Origin of the sequence: Neopusillimonas aromaticivorans (assembly GCF_030344915.1) — a bacterium.
GTDB lineage: Bacteria > Pseudomonadota > Gammaproteobacteria > Burkholderiales > Burkholderiaceae_B > Neopusillimonas > Neopusillimonas aromaticivorans.
Genome location: NZ_CP128233.1, coordinates 451846 through 465359, shown reverse-complemented (window position 1 = coordinate 465359; position 13514 = coordinate 451846). Strand labels below are relative to the sequence as shown.

Sequence of the window (13514 nt, the reverse complement as noted above, 5' to 3'; positions counted from 1 at the left end):
CATGAGCACATCACAAAACACAACGCTGCGAACGGAAGGCCTGACCAAGATCTGGGGCACGTTCAAGGCCAACAGCGATGTCACGCTTGAATTCAAGCCTGGGGCACGCCATGCCCTTATCGGCCCCAACGGTGCCGGTAAAACCACGTATATCAACATGCTGACCGGCGCGCTCAAGTCAACCAGTGGCAAGGTGTTTTTCGGTGATCGCGACATTACTGATTTGCCCCAGCACGAGCGCGTCAAACTGGGTATGACGCGCACGTTCCAGATCAATACCCTTTTCGCCGGTCTGACGGTTCTTGAATCTGTCGTGCTGGCCATCAGTGAGCGCGAGGGGTTGTCGGGTCAATGGTACAAAACCGTTGAAAAACAAACGGCACTGATTGACGAGGCCATGCAACTGTTGCAAACCTTGCGTCTGGGTCAGGAGGCCAACACCCGTACACGTAATCTGCCGTACGGCAAACAACGTCTGGTTGAAATTGCGCTGGCGCTGGCTACCAGGCCTAAAGTCTTGCTGCTCGACGAGCCGGCCGCCGGCATTCCACAGGCGGAAAGTCAGGAATTGTTCGAAGTGATCTCACAGTTGCCGCGCGACGTCACGATTGTGTTCATCGAGCACGACATGAGCCTGGTATTCCGGTTCGCCGAGCGCATCACTGTACTGGTCGGTGGCAAGGTGTTTACCGAAGGCACCCCCGAAGAAATCGCTAATGACCGTCGTGTCAAGGAAGTCTATCTCGGAGAGGCTGAGCATGAGTAATTCTGGTGGCAAAGAACTGCTGGCCCTTGATAACGTCAGGGCGGGCTATGGTGAATCGGTCATTCTCGAGAACATTTCCCTCACGCTGAATGAAGGTGAGACTCTGGCCTTGCTGGGACGCAATGGCGTGGGCAAGTCGACCCTGCTGCTGACCATGCTGGGTTTGACACAGATGCATGCCGGCTCGGTTCGCTGGAAAGGGGCTGACGTCACACGCGTGCCCACCTACAAGCGTGCGCAAGACGGCATGGGCTGGGTACCGCAAGAGCGCCATATGTATCCGTCGCTAACGGTGGAAGAGCACCTCACTGTAGTAGCCCGATCCGGTGAGTGGGATGTCAAAAAGGTCTACGATCTGTTTCCTCGCCTCGAAGAGCGCCGTGGCAACATGGGCAATCAATTGTCGGGTGGCGAGCAGCAAATGGTGGCCATTGCCCGGGCTCTTATGCTGAACCCCACGATGCTGCTGCTTGATGAACCCATGGAAGGGCTGGCCCCCATCATTGTTCAGGAATTACTCGGGGTGATTCGCCGGCTTGTGGAAGAAAGCGGCATGACTGTCATTATTGTCGAGCAGCATGCCCGTATGGCCTTGGGCCTGGCTGGCCGGGCCATCGTGCTCGACCGAGGCCAGATTGTGCATCAGTCACCCAGCCAGGAGTTGTTGGCCAACCCCGAGTTGCTCGATCGGCTGGTGGCGGTGGCTTGATGACCTGAGTACCGAAGGGTGCTGCCCCATGGGCGGCGCCATTGGGTTCCAGATTTAACAAGATCCGGTTTATACCTGTGTCGCGTGAATGCGCGTCACAGGTTTTTTATCCCGGCTGGTCAATTTTGACACCTGGATTGCAGATCGTTGTTGTGTAATGATATTTTGCTGTAATCAAAAGCTTGTCCATGGAGTTGTCCACATTTTTCGTGGATAACTGCTTGTTAATATGGTCGAAAATCATGCGCCAAGGCTAGTGCCTTGATCCATTTCATGTATTTTCACTAACTACCAGGTTATCAATGAACTTGTCCACAATTGCCGTGGATAACCCTGCCTTTGTGCGCTCTGTATGTAACTCTGAAGGAAACCATGACCGAAACCGGAATCAATACATTTCTTGAGTGGGCCGTAACGGGCTTTGGCGCGATCGCGTTTGATCTCGTCATTGCGCTGGTATTGCTTATTGTTGGCTGGACAATTTCAAACTGGTTGGGGCGCCTGGTGCGTCGTGTGGCCAACGCGTCGCCGCGTATCGATCCGACCATTGTCCCCATGGCGCGCTCGGTTGCCGTGTGGGCGGTGCGTGTGGTCGTTCTTATTGCCGTTCTGGCTCGTCTGGGCGTACAGACGGCCAGTATCATCGCGGTTCTGGGTGCTGCCGGGCTGGCCATTGGTCTGGCGTTGCAGGGTACGTTGCAGAACATCGCTGCCGGTATTATGTTGCTGGCCTTGCGCCCGTTGCGGGCCGGCGAGTCGGTATCCATTGTCGGCAAGGCCGATGGCACGGTCGATGAAGTCGGTCTTTTCCTGACGCGGCTCAAACAGTTTGACGGTACCTACATTACCTTGCCCAACAGCCTGATCTGGGGTAACGCCATTCTGAATCTCAGTCGTCATCAAATCCGTCGTGCCGAGGCGCAGGTGCTTGTACCGTACGGTCAGGATATCGACCGTGCCCTGGCGGTCCTGAACGACATGGTTCAAGGTCACGAGCTGGCATTGGCCGACCCCGCACCCGCTGTCATGGTCTCTTCCCAGCGCGATTACGCCATGGTCATCACGGTTCGGGCCTGGGCAGAAGCCGGCAATTGGTTCGACTTGCAAAATGATATGAATCGCCGTGCGCAGCAAGTCCTTGTGCAGGCAGGTATCGAATTGCCTGCGGTGCCACCGGTGCTTGCAACAGGCTGATCCTGCCGAGGCCGGGCGGTGTCGGCACGACATCCTGATGCCGCTTTTTAACGACGACACAGCGTGCGGTTATTCCAGCTCACCAAGGCGTCAAATCAGCTCGTTTAATCAAGAGGGCCGCAGTTGCCCTTTGGCGGCCTTGATCATGGCGGTACACACGCCCCGCATCATGTCCACTTCGTCGTTGGTCAGGTCGGCCCGGGAAAATAGATGTTGCATGCGGGGTATCAGCTTTTTCGGGTAGGCCAGGTTCAGAAACTGGATCTCGATCAGGGCTTCTTGCCAGTGAGCCAGAAACGCCTGTATTTTTTCATTCGAGGCCCGTTCGGCACCTTCGTCTTTTTTAAGTTCGGCACTCTCGGCTGTTTTAGCGGAAACAGTGTTGAACGTACCCAGTGCATAGCGTAATTCCCAGGCGGCCAGTTGCAGCGCCTGGGCCACGTTCAGCGAACTGTACTCGGGGTTGGCCGGAATGTGGCAAATGCGCTGGCACTGCGCAATGTCTTCGTTGGTCAGGCCCGAACGCTCGGTACCCAGCACAATGGCCACACGGCCTTCGCTGTGGTCGATCAGGTGCTGGTGGCTGAGTGTCGCTGCGTCGCGAATATCGCAGGTGGGAGGCCCCAGTACCCGTTCGCGTGCCGTCATGGCAAAGGCCAGGGTGACGGGTGCCAGTGCCTGTGCCAGGGTGTCGACAATCTGCACCGAGGCCAGCACGTCGGTGGCCCCGCTGGCCAACGCCTGTGCTTCGGGCATGTCGGTGACGTTGTCAAAACGCGGTGCGACCAGACAAAGTTCACGAAAGCCCATGGTCTTGATGGCCCGTGCGGCGGCACCGACATTACCAGGGTGGCTGGGGTGCACCATGATGAAGCGGGCGCGGTTGAATAAATCTGTCATTTCAGGGAATGGCTTCTATCAACTAAAATAGGCGGTTAACTATAATCAAGCCTGTTTCAGTTTTTGTTATTTACGGATCTCTATGCACCCCATGCTCAATACCGCCATCAAGGCGGCACGTCGCGCCGGCTCCATGATCAACCGGGCAAGTCTCGACCTCGAACGGTTGCAGGTGGCGCGCAAGGGGCCCAAAGATTATGTCACGGAAGTCGACCAAAGCGTCGAAGCCGCCATTATCGACATGCTTAAAACGGCTTACCCTGATCACGCGTTTCTGGGTGAAGAGTCCGGCGAGCACGCCGGAGCCGAAACCCAGGGCAAGGTGCCCGAGTACCAATGGATCATCGACCCCCTCGATGGCACCAGTAACTTTATTCACGGCTTTCCCGTTTATGCCGTGTCAATTGCCCTGGCGCATCGCGGGCAGGTGTCGCACGCGGTCATCTACGACCCGTCGCGCAACGAATTGTTCACGGCCAGCCGTGGCGGCGGCGCCTTCCTGAATGACCGCCGTGTGCGCGTTTCGGGTCTGTCGCGCTATCACGATGCCATGCTCAGTGCTTACGTTCCCGACTCGGGCGGTGGTGTCTCGCCCAATTCGCGTTTCTCGAACATGCTGTCCGGTTGCGCCAGTGTGCGTCGCATGGGGGCGTCAGTTCTTGATCTGGCCTATGTGGCTTGTGGGCGTCTTGACGGTTTTTGCGGTGTCAATCTCAAGCGCTGGGATCTTGCTGCCGGTGGTCTGCTGGTACTCGAGGCCGGTGGCTTGATTGGCGATTTTCAGGGTGAGCAAACCTGGTATGAAACCGGCAGTGTGCTGGCCGCCAGCCCTAAAATATTCACACAAATGCTGGCCCAATTGCAGGCCTGATTTTCCCCTTCAGTCTCTCGTATCATGACCTCAGACATAGACGGTAGTACCAGCGGGTCCGCCCGCACCTTTATCTTCAAAGACGGCGCTGTCTGCCGCGCAAGGGGCTTCTGATGGAAGCCTTCTCCTTCGACTGGATGTTCGAGCCTGCGGCCTGGGTAGGCTTGCTGACGCTGATCGTTCTCGAGATTGTTCTCGGAATCGATAACCTCATTTTCATCGCAATCCTGGTTGAAAAACTGCCGCCCAAGCTGCGCGATCGTGCCCGGGTCATGGGGTTGTCACTGGCGCTGCTGATGCGCCTGGGCCTTTTGACGGTCATGTCATGGCTCATCAAACTGACCGAGCCGATAGTGCATCTGGGCCCGCTGGTTTTCTCGGGCCGCGATCTTATCCTGATTGTGGGCGGTTTCTTCCTGCTCTTCAAAGGCACGCTCGAGCTTCACGAACGTGTTGAAGGGCGTTCGCACCAGTCTTCCGGGGCCGGCATGCACGCCAGTTTCGGCCTGATTGTGACCCAGATCATTATTCTTGACGCGGTGTTTTCGCTGGATGCGGTCATTACGGCTGTGGGCATGGTTGAACAGCTATCGGTCATGATGCTGGCCGTTGTTATCGCCATGGGTGTCATGCTGTTTGCTTCCAAGCCATTGACCCGTTTCGTCAATGCGCATCCGACCGTTGTCGTGCTGTGTCTGGGTTTTCTGCTTACCATCGGTTTTTCGCTGGTGGCCGAAGGTTTCGGTTTTGCCGTGCCCAAAGGGTATTTGTATGCGGCCATCGGTTTTTCGGTCATTATTGAAAGCCTCAATCAGTTGGCGCGTCGCAACATGCAAAAAGTTGAATTGCGTCGCCCCATGCGTGAGCGTACGGCTGAAGGCATTATGCGCATGTTGGGCAAGCAGCCCATGGTCGGGCCTGAGCAGCCTGAAGCAGCCTCTGAACAGTCCACTGTCCATGCGTTCGGCGAAGAAGAACGCAACATGGTCAGTGGGGTGCTCACCTTGGGTGACCGCACCATTCACTCCATCATGACCCCTCGCAACGATGTCTCCTGGATCAATCTGAACGATTCGGCTGATACGATCCGTGAGCAGTTGCTCAAGACACCGCACAGCTTTTTTCCGGTGTGTCGCGGGTCGCTTGACGAAGTCATTGGCATCGGGCGGGCCAAAGAAATGCTGGCCGATGTCATTACGCACGGTCAGGTCAAGCTGTCGCGTCTGCGTGACCCGCTGATTGTCCACGAGTCCATTGGTGTGCTGCGCTTGATGGAAACGCTGAAGCGTTCCCGCGGGCAACTGGTTCTGGTGACCGACGAATTTGGAACCATTGAAGGTGTTGTCACCCCGATTGATGTCTTTGAGGCCATAGCCGGCGAATTCCCCGATGAAGACGAAACTCCCGATATCGTCCAGGAAGACGAGCATCGCTGGCGTGTTGATGGTGCCGCCGATGTGCATCACCTGGAGCAGGTGTTGAACACCGCCGGTCTGGTCAACGAAGAAGAAGGGTATTCCACCTTGGCAGGCTATTTGCTCGGTCGTTTCGGGCAGCTCCCGGCGCCCGGAGACATCTGCCAGATGGTGCAGCCACATGCCAGCTTTACATTCAAGGTGTTACGTCTTGAGGGTCGGCGTATTGCCGCGGTCGAAATTGAACGAACTCCGGTATCGGACGACGATAGTTCTGCAGAAGAAGGGCGGTGATGACAGAAGGTACGTTGTATTTGCTCAAGGCCTTTTTCCTTGGAGTTATTGAAGGTTTTACCGAGTTCATTCCTGTATCCAGTACCGCGCATTTATTGCTGTTCGGAGAATGGATCAATTTTGATTCCGGTAGCAATAAAGTCTATGAGGTCGTTATCCAGTTTGGTTCAATTCTGGCGGTCATCTGGATTTTCCGTCAGCGGTTGTGGCAACTGGTGCGAGGCACCCTCAGGCGCGAGCCTACCGAGGTGGCGTTTACACGTAACTTGCTGATTGCGTTCTTGCCAGCCGCAGTTATTGGCTTTTTCACCATCAAATACATCAAGATGATGTTTCATCATCCGGCCATTTTTGTGGTGACACTGGTGCTGGGCGGTTTGGTCATGCTGTGGGTCGAGCGCAAGCCGCATATGGCCAAGCATGGGCCGCACAATACCGTAACCGGTGCCGTCCCCCCGAAAAACCGGGCTTGGGGCAACCGGTGACGTTTGCTCTTGAAGACATTAGCTGGAAGCAGGCACTGGCCGTGGGGTTTGCCCAATGCCTGGCCATGGTGCCTGGTACGTCGCGCTCCGGAGCCACCATCATAGGCGCCATGCTGGCCGGAGTGCAGCGTAAAACCGCCACCGAGTTTTCATTCTTTCTGGCCATGCCGACGATGCTGGCAGCAACGGTTTACGACTTGTACAGGCATGGCAGTATTCTTACGGGCGAGCAAACCTGGGCTATTGTTGTCGGTTTTGTAGCGGCTTTTTTCAGTGCGCTGGTGCTGGTCAAGGCGGTGTTGCTTTGGGTGTCACGGCATACGTATCGACCGTTCGCCTGGTATCGCATCGCGTTAGGCTGCGTTGTCGGGCTGTGGCTATGGCTGGGCTAACGTCTTCATGTACCCGGCTACGGGTGGTCTTGGGCGGGCATAGCGATTTTGTACAGCCTGTCGTTAGTTAAACGGCAGCGGTTTGCAACCGGTAGCCAGTGGCGTCAATCTCCAGCCAGCCGCCTCTTGGAGGCGTAACGTCGTAATCCCAGTCGGGTAAAACGATTCGGGTCAGGGTGTTGCCGGCGGCATCGTTCAACTGGTGTGTTGCCGGCCTGTGGGTATGGCCGTGCACCATCATCTGCACATGCGCCTGCTTCAGTGCGGCACGTACCGCGTCATTATTGACATCCATGACATCGTAGTGCTTGTGCTGGTTGGCCTTCTGGCTGCGCGCCCGCGCATAGCCGGCCCATTTCAGACGCTGTGTCAGGCTGAACGATAAAAAATTCGCTGAACCCAGCGTTTGCGTACCCAATACCTGAAGCGCTGGTAGCGGTGGTCATCGGTGCAGTATTCGTCGCCGTGGCTGAACAGCAGGGCACCTGCATCGGTTTGCAGCAAGGTTTGCTCGTCCAGCAAGGTAGCGCCGATATGGTGGCACAAACGCGTGCCCATCAGGAAGTCGCGATTGCCGCGACACAGATACAGGGGATGGACCGGCTGGTGAGTTGCAGTGCCACCAACAGTTCGTCCAGCCATGCGGCAGGGGCGGCAATGATGTCATCGCCCACCCATACATTGAAAATATCGCCACCCAGAACAAGGGTGTCGGCGTGTTGCGCCGCCTGCGATAAAAAATCAAGGAATGCCCGGTTGGTATGCGGTGATTGAGGCCCCAGATGCGTATCAGAGGCCAACCACAGCGTACCGGGCAAATGGAGCTTATTCAACGATAGTGGCTTTCTCGATAATGACGTCTTCAACCGGAACGTCTTGGTGGAAGCCTTTGCTGCCTGTTTTTACGAGTTTGATCTTGTCGACAACGTCGGTGCCTTCAATGACTTCGCCGAAAACGGCATAACCCCAGCCATTGCTGGTTGGTGCCGTGTGGTTCAGGAAGTCGTTGTCGGCAACGTTGATGAAAAACTGTGCGGTTGCCGAGTGCGGGTCGCTGGTGCGCGCCATGGCCAGGGTGTAGCGGTTGTTGCGCAAGCCGTTATTGGCTTCGTTTTCAACCGGGTCGCGTGTATCTTTTTGCTTCATGCCGGGTTCGAATCCGCCGCCCTGGATCATGAAATTGTTGATGACGCGGTGGAAAATCGTACCGTCAAAAAACCGTCTTTCACGTAAGTGATGAAGTTTTCAACGGTTTTAGGGGCCTTTTCGGCGTTCAGTTCAACCAGCATTTCGCCGTGGTTGGTTTGAAGCTTGACTTTCGGGTTTGTGCTCATGGTTGTACCTTCTGAAGTAGAGGAAGAGGCGATTGCCTGACCGGGCAATGCGGCCGGGAGGGCCAGCAAGACGGCACAGGCCAGGCCCAGTGCACGTCGTTTCAATGACGGCCGGGCAAAAACGGGGCGTAGTGTAAAGCTCATCGGTTTGTTGGTGCAGACGGGTTTTCAAAAAAGATTGCAAGGTGTTGGCCTGGCGACCTGCGGCACGCAGACCGGCCTGTTCTGCCTGACGATACAGGTCGTAGGCCTTCAGCAGATGGACATTGGCAAGGTTGGCCTTGGCCTGGGCATAATTCGGGTCGGCGCGCAAGGCCATGGTCAGAGCGTCAAAGGCCTGGTCAAGATGGCCTTGGGCAAGATACAGTGAGGCCATGTTGTTCCAGGGCTCGGGTAGCTCGGGGTACCGGGTGGTCATGTCAAGGTAAGTGGCCTGGGCGGCCTCGACCTTGCCCGTTGCGGTCTGCGCCCGGGCTTTCAGGAACAGCAGCTGCACGTCCTGCCCCAGTTCACCGCTGGCCGTACGCTGGGCTTCGCGTTTCTCAATGACCTCAAGTGCTTCAGCGGCACGGCCCTCGTTGATCATCGCGGTAATGCGGTCGGTAATTTGCGATGCGGTCAGCGGAATCGATGTGTCGATGCCGGGTGTAAGGGCGTCGAGCACTTTGGCCAGCCCCTGCCAACCCTGGTCGACGCGAGGTGGGTCGTTGAACAGCGGGGCATTGCTTGCCGGGGCGGATTGCGCCAGAACGGCCGTTGAGCCGGCAAAACTGCAGGCCGCCAGCACAACGGCAGGCAGGAAGCGACGAAAATTTTGAAACACCGACGTTTACCTATTGGGATAGAGTTGGGCTTGAGTTGCTATACTTATCGACCGCCATTTTAGCCTTGCTTCACATCAAACAAGTTTCACTAGCGAATGCTGCACATTTATAACACCCTTTCCCGCGGCAAAGAGCCCTTCAAGCCCGTTGAACCGGGCCATGTTCGCATGTACGTTTGCGGCATGACGGTCTATGATTTTTGCCACCTTGGGCATGCCCGCATGCTGGTCAGCTTCGATGTGGTGCAGCGCTGGTTGCGCGCCACGGGTTACACCGTCACCTATGTGCGCAACATTACCGACATTGATGACAAAATCATTCGTCGTGCGGTAGAAACCAACCGACGGCTTGGCGAAGTTACCGATTTTTACATTGATGCCATGCATGCCGACGAGCAGGCCCTGGGTGTACAAACGCCCGATGCCGAGCCGCGTGCCACGGCGCATGTGGGCGACATGCTCGATATCATCGGTCGCCTGCAAGACAAAGGCCTGGCTTATCAGGCCGACAATGGCGATGTCAATTATGCGGTTCGCAGTTTTCCGGGGTACGGGAAACTGTCGGGAAAATCGCTGGATGACCTGCGTGCCGGCGAGCGTGTGGCGGTTGATTCCGGCAAGCGAGACCCGCTCGACTTCGTACTCTGGAAGTCTGCCAAGGCAGAAGAACCGCCCGAATCCAAATGGGAATCGTCCTATGGGTTGGGCCGTCCCGGCTGGCATATTGAATGCTCTGCCATGAGCAAGGCCCTGCTGGGTTTGCCACTCGATATTCACGGTGGCGGGCCCGATCTCAAATTCCCGCACCACGAAAATGAAATTGCCCAGACCGAAGGGGCGTTCGGGGGCCAATTGGCCAACACCTGGATGCACTGCGGCCCACTAATGGTTGATAGCGACAAAATGTCCAAGTCGCTGGGTAATTTCCGAACCATTCGTGAAACGGTAGGTGTGCCCGATTCGCTGTCTGCAGATTCGGCTTCATATCGCGTCAATGTGCGCGAGGCCGAAATGTTGCGTTTTTTCATTGTGCGTAACCACTATCGCAGCATCCAGAATTACACCCCCGACAATTTGCGCGACGCGCAAAGCGCCCTCGACCGGCTGTATCAAACCTTGCATAACGTCCGGCCTGAAGTCGTCGACATCGACTGGGCCCAGCCTTCCGCTGCAGCGTTTCGAGCGGCTATGGATGATGATTTCAATACGTCGGGTGCGGTTGCCGTGCTGTTCGAGCTGGCCAATGAAGCCAACCGCAGCGGTTCGGGTCAGGTCAGCGGTTTGTTGCGAGCGCTGGGGGGTGCTGGGTTTGCTGCAGGCCGATCCGGCTGTCTATGTGCAGTCATCCAGCCGGTTCACTGCGTCGGATGTGTCCCGTGATGCACTCGATGCCGATGCCATTGAGGTTCTGGTTCAGGCGCGTCTGCAAGCCAAAAAAGACAAACAGTTTGCCCAGGCCGATGCTATTCGCGAACAATTGCGTCAGGCGGGTGTCGAACTGGAAGACAAGCCGGGCGGCATCACTCAGTGGCGCCGGGTGTAAGGGGCAGGTATGACCATCGTTTCAACCGAGGTTCGTCCTGACTACTGGGAAGAGGCTTCCGCCCACTTGATGCGGCGTGACCGCATTCTTAAAAAGCTGATTCCCCAGCATCGTGATCAGTGTCTGCAAGCGCCTGCGCCTGCCTTCATGACGCTGGCGCGGGCCATTATTGGCCAGCAGGTGTCCACCAAATCTGCCGATGCAGTCTGGCAGCGCTTCACTGAAAAGTGCGGGCGTCGGCCGACACCTGCATCGGTTGTCGAGCTTGATCTCGACGCCCTGCGTGCACTGGGCTTGTCCAAGCGTAAATCTGAATACATCGCTGATCTGGCCGTTCACTTTGCTGAAAAGCGGGTAAAACCGTCAGCCTGGGCCAGCATGGACGACGAGGCGGTCATTGCCGATCTGTGCACGATCCGTGGCATTGGTCGCTGGACGGCTGAAATGTTCCTTATTTTCAATTTGCAGCGCCCCGATGTGCTTCCGCTGGATGATGCGGGCTTGCTTCGGGCGATTTCGTTACACTATTTCAGCGGTGAACCGGTATCGCGCTTCGAGGCGCGTGAAGTTGCCCAGGCGTGGGCCCCTGGCGAACCGTCGCGACCTGGTACTTGTGGCGCAGTCTTGCGTCTGTGGCCAAGTAAAACTAAAGTCGTATGATCCCTCTCTGGAACCCAAGCTCTTATGCGTAATACTTTCCTGGAATTTGAGCAGCCTCTGGCCGAGCTCGAACAGAAAATCGAGCAACTGCGTTACATGCAGTCCGATTCTGCCGTCGATATTTCCGACGAGGTCAGCCGTTTGCAGCAAAAAAGCCAGACACTGGCCAAGAACATTTACGCCAAGCTCACCCCGTGGCAAACCGCCCTGGTGGCGCGCCACCCGCAGCGTCCCTACACGTTTGATTATGTGCGCGAAATTTTTACCGATTTTCACGAGTTGCACGGTGATCGCATGTACGCCGATGATCAATCCATTGTGGGCGGGTTGGCGCGTTTCAATGGCACGCCCTGCATGGTTATAGGCCATCAAAAAGGGCGTGATACCAAAGAGCGCTCCAGGCGTAACTTTGGGATGCCCCGACCCGAGGGGTATCGCAAGGCCTTGCGCCTGATGCGTCTGGCTGAAAAATTCCGTTTACCCGTCTTCACTTTTGTGGATACGCCGGGGGCCTATCCGGGCATCGGCGCTGAAGAGCGGGGTCAGTCTGAAGCGATCGGGCATAACCTGTACGCCATGGCCGAGCTCAAGGTGCCCATCATTTCCACCATCATCGGTGAAGGCGGTTCTGGTGGGGCCCTGGCCATCGCGGTGGGTGATGTGGTCATGATGTTGCAGTACGCCACGTATGCAGTCATCTCGCCCGAAGGCTGTGCCTCTATCCTTTGGCGCAGCGCCGACAAGGCGTCCGTTGCGGCTGAAGCGCTAGCCATCACGGCACCTCGCCTCAAAGAACTGGGTCTTGTCGACCGGGTCGTCAACGAGCCTGTTGGCGGGGCTCATCGCGACCCTAAAACCATGGCCAACCAATTGGCACGCGCCCTGGCAGACGCTTACCGTCAGGTATCCAACATGTCCACCGAGCAAATGCTTGAACATCGTTTGCAGCGTCTGATGTCGTACGGGCGCTACCAGGAAGCCCGTGCCTGATTGCGTCACTAATGTCTGAATCGCATGTTTTCAGGCTCTGATGCGCTGGTTTTGAAGATTCATCGGTCACTCCAGACGCTGGCATCGATGCCCGTGCGTCTTGGCGTGGCGGTCAGCGGTGGCCCCGATTCGGCCATGCTGGCCGTGGCGGCCAGTGAATACGCCAAACGCCATGCCCTCGATCTGCATCTGCTTCACGTTCATCACGGGCTGCAACAGGCGGCTGATGAATGGCAGCACCGTGTGCATGATCTGGCCCATCAGTTGATGGTGCCGTGTCACAGTCGCCGGGTCAAGGTTGATACAGCGGGTGGCAAGGGGCTCGAGGCGGCTGCGCGTGATGCCCGTTACGCCGCATTGTGCGCCATGGCAACGCAGGTGGGGGCAGGGTGTGTATTGCTCGGCCATCATCAGCATGATCAGGCCGAAACGGTATTGCTGCGCTTGTTGCGCGGTGCCGGCCCGGAGGGTTTGGCCGCGATGCCGGCCGTTACCCGGCGCGATGCCGTTCTGTTTATCCGCCCCTGGCTGGATGTTGATCGTGCTGCCATCATGGCTGCCGCACAAGACTATGCGGCCCGTACCGGCTGGCATTACGTCACCGACCCCACCAATACCCAAGACCGTTACACGCGCGGCGCCTTGCGCGAACGCCTTGCGCCAGCCCTTGATGAACGCTGGCCTGGCTGGCGTGAACGCCTGGTCCGCCATGCCCGTCAGGCGGCGCAAACCCGGGAAGTGCTCGATGAGGTGGCGGCAGCCGATCTGGTCGCACTGGATTATCGGGATGACGATCATGGTTTTGACCTGAAAGCATGGCGAGCGTTGTCGCCGGCACGTCAGGCGCTGGTGTTGCGCTATTGGTTGGGTCTGCAGAATCTGCCCATGCCTACTGAAGCACGGCTGGATGACCTGATGCGCCAGTTGCGCCAGTTACATGCCTTGGGGTTTGACCGGGCTTTGCGTGTGCGCCACGCAGAGGTCGAAATTGCCTGCGTAAGAGGGCGGGTGGTGATTCACACATCAGAGTCATCGGGTACACCCTGATGGTGTTTTGGCCGGTGGTGGGGTGGCTTGAGAATTCGGCAAACTACCTTGTTAATGTTAAACTATTTCGCTTTTCTATCTGTAATGTGCA

Annotated in this window: 9 protein-coding genes and 5 pseudogenes; 10 read left to right on the top strand and 4 right to left on the bottom strand. The window is 56.9% G+C overall.

Annotated features, from left to right (window positions below; all coding sequences use genetic code 11):
• Position 1 precedes the first annotated feature (1 nt).
• The 3 genes from N7E01_RS02460 (at position 2) to N7E01_RS02450 (ending at position 2669) form a co-directional block, all read left to right on the top strand.
• Positions 2-766, top strand: a complete 765-nt coding sequence (locus N7E01_RS02460; RefSeq protein WP_289174522.1) for an ABC transporter ATP-binding protein — start codon at positions 2-4, stop codon at positions 764-766.
• Complete coding sequence (locus tag N7E01_RS02455; RefSeq protein WP_289174521.1) at positions 759-1475, top strand: ABC transporter ATP-binding protein; 717 nt, start codon at positions 759-761, stop codon at positions 1473-1475. Before N7E01_RS02460 ends, N7E01_RS02455 begins: the two co-directional genes overlap by 8 nt.
• 360 nt (positions 1476-1835) lie before the next feature.
• Positions 1836-2669 (top strand): mechanosensitive ion channel family protein, encoded by an 834-nt coding sequence (locus tag N7E01_RS02450; RefSeq protein ID WP_434089572.1) that lies wholly within the window; start codon positions 1836-1838, stop codon positions 2667-2669.
• A 108-nt stretch (positions 2670-2777) separates the two neighbouring features.
• Here N7E01_RS02450 and N7E01_RS02445 read toward each other — a convergent pair whose 3' ends face one another.
• Positions 2778-3569, bottom strand: a complete 792-nt coding sequence (locus N7E01_RS02445) for an RNA methyltransferase (RefSeq protein WP_289174519.1) — start codon at positions 3567-3569, stop codon at positions 2778-2780.
• Positions 3570-3651: 82 nt separating this feature from the next.
• On the opposite strand from N7E01_RS02445, the gene N7E01_RS02440 reads away from it, so the two are divergent.
• The 3 genes and pseudogenes from N7E01_RS02440 to N7E01_RS18250 form a co-directional block, all read left to right on the top strand.
• Positions 3652-4440 carry an inositol monophosphatase family protein gene (locus N7E01_RS02440; protein WP_289174518.1) on the top strand — a complete coding sequence of 263 codons (789 nt, stop codon included), beginning with the start codon at positions 3652-3654 and terminating at the stop codon, positions 4438-4440.
• Positions 4441-4553: 113 nt separating this feature from the next.
• Positions 4554-6149 carry a TerC family protein gene (locus tag N7E01_RS02435; RefSeq protein WP_289174517.1) on the top strand — a complete coding sequence of 532 codons (1596 nt, stop codon included), beginning with the start codon at positions 4554-4556 and terminating at the stop codon, positions 6147-6149.
• Positions 6149-7017, top strand: a pseudogene (locus N7E01_RS18250) (undecaprenyl-diphosphate phosphatase); the annotation flags it as partial. The gene N7E01_RS02435 and the pseudogene N7E01_RS18250, both read left to right, overlap by 1 nt.
• A 76-nt stretch (positions 7018-7093) precedes the next feature.
• On the opposite strand, the pseudogene N7E01_RS02420 reads toward N7E01_RS18250, so the two are convergent.
• From N7E01_RS02420 to N7E01_RS02410, 3 genes and pseudogenes are all read right to left on the bottom strand, one after another.
• Positions 7094-7859: pseudogene (locus tag N7E01_RS02420) on the bottom strand (UDP-2,3-diacylglucosamine diphosphatase).
• Positions 7852-8360 (bottom strand): annotated as a pseudogene (locus N7E01_RS02415) (peptidylprolyl isomerase). The pseudogenes N7E01_RS02420 and N7E01_RS02415 overlap by 8 nt, the downstream one beginning before the upstream one ends.
• Positions 8305-9183 carry a hypothetical protein gene (locus N7E01_RS02410; protein WP_289174514.1) on the bottom strand — a complete coding sequence of 293 codons (879 nt, stop codon included), beginning with the start codon at positions 9181-9183 and terminating at the stop codon, positions 8305-8307. The pseudogene N7E01_RS02415 and the gene N7E01_RS02410 overlap by 56 nt, the downstream one beginning before the upstream one ends.
• Before the next feature lie 96 nt (positions 9184-9279).
• On the opposite strand from N7E01_RS02410, the pseudogene cysS reads away from it, so the two are divergent.
• The 4 genes and pseudogenes from cysS (at position 9280) to tilS (ending at position 13423) form a co-directional block, all read left to right on the top strand.
• A pseudogene (gene cysS / locus N7E01_RS02405) lies at positions 9280-10726 on the top strand (cysteine--tRNA ligase).
• Between the two features lie 9 nt (positions 10727-10735).
• A pseudogene (locus N7E01_RS02400) lies at positions 10736-11370 on the top strand (DNA-3-methyladenine glycosylase family protein).
• A gap of 40 nt (positions 11371-11410) precedes the next feature.
• Positions 11411-12376, top strand: coding sequence for an acetyl-CoA carboxylase carboxyltransferase subunit alpha (locus N7E01_RS02395; RefSeq protein ID WP_289174513.1), 966 nt, complete (start codon positions 11411-11413; stop codon positions 12374-12376).
• Between the two features lie 24 nt (positions 12377-12400).
• The gene (gene tilS / locus N7E01_RS02390; protein WP_289174512.1) at positions 12401-13423 is read left to right on the top strand and encodes a tRNA lysidine(34) synthetase TilS; all 1023 of its coding nucleotides are present in this window, start codon (positions 12401-12403) and stop codon (positions 13421-13423) included.
• Positions 13424-13514 lie beyond the last annotated feature (91 nt).